Source organism: Streptomyces sp. NPDC001709 (genome assembly GCF_053596375.1).
In genome coordinates this window covers 1-1,095 of record NZ_JBSFGB010000154.1, presented here as the reverse complement: position 1 = coordinate 1,095, position 1,095 = coordinate 1, and the positions used below count along the sequence as shown (strand labels likewise).

1 protein-coding gene is annotated in these 1,095 nt (G+C 69.3%); it reads right to left on the bottom strand.

Annotated features, from left to right (window positions below; all coding sequences use genetic code 11):
- Window positions 1-30: 30 nt before the first annotated feature.
- On the bottom strand, window positions 31-1,095 hold a 1,065-nt coding region (locus ACWC0C_RS48385), incomplete at its 5' end, for an integrase core domain-containing protein (protein ID WP_450871558.1).

Here is a 1,095-nt window from a genome sequence, read left to right as displayed (position 1 = left end):
TGCCCTTGCCGGAAATCTCGTCCGTGCAGGTCAAGCGGCATGTCGGTACTCGTGGAGGATGCCGCCGAGGCGGTCACGTCGTCGTACGTCGAGTCGGGCGAGCTGCTCCGGATCGGTGGTCGGTGCGGGTAGCGGATGGAGCGGTCGGGCGTTGGCGATGCCCTGGTGGGGACGGTGTCCGTTGTAGAAGTCCTCGAACTCGCGCAGGGCATGGAGCAGATGCCGCTGGTTCCAGACGAGGGTGCGGTCCAGCAGCTCGCGCCGACAGGTCTGCACCCAGCGTTCCATGACCGCGTTCATCCGCGGCATCCGGACTCCACTGAGCACCACGTCGATGCCCGCGTCCTTCAGGACCTCGTCGAACAGCGCGGGGAACTTTCCGTCCCGGTCCCGGATCAGGAACCGGGCCCGGCAGCCCGCGTCCTCGAGATCCATGAGGAGGTTCTTCGCGGCCTGGGTGACCCAGGAGGCGGTCGGGTGGGCGGTGGCGCCCAGGATGCGGATCCGCCGGGTGGCGTGCCCGATGACGGCGAACACGTACATCCGCGCCCCCGACAGCATGACCGTCTCGAAGAAATCGCAGGCCAGCAACGCTTCGGCCTGGGAGCGCAGGAAATGCGCCCAGGTGGTGGCAGACCGTTCGGGCGCCGGGTCGATGCCGGCCTCCTTCAAGATCTCCCACACGGTAGAGGCAGCGACCTCGATCCCCAGGACGAGCAGCTCGCCGCGGATGCGACGGTAGCCCCAGGTGCTGTTCTCCCGGGCCAGGCGCAGCACGAGAACGCGGATGGAGCGCACGGTGCGCGGCCGCCCTCCGTGTTTCGGCCGGAACTGGGCGGCGTGCCGGCGGGTGATGAGGTTACGGTGCCACCGCAGCACCGTGTCCGGCCGCACCAGCAGCCGCATCCGGCGCAGCACTTCCCGGGGCAGGCCGTGGAGCAGCGCCGCCAGGAACGCCCGGTCGACCGCGTCGAACCGAACCCGCTGCCCGTTCAGCTGCCGCTGCAGAACCTCGATCTGATGGCGCAGGGCCAGGATCTCGGCATCTTTCCCGCGGGCGCTCACCGGCAGCAGCCGCAGCATCGCGAACGCGTT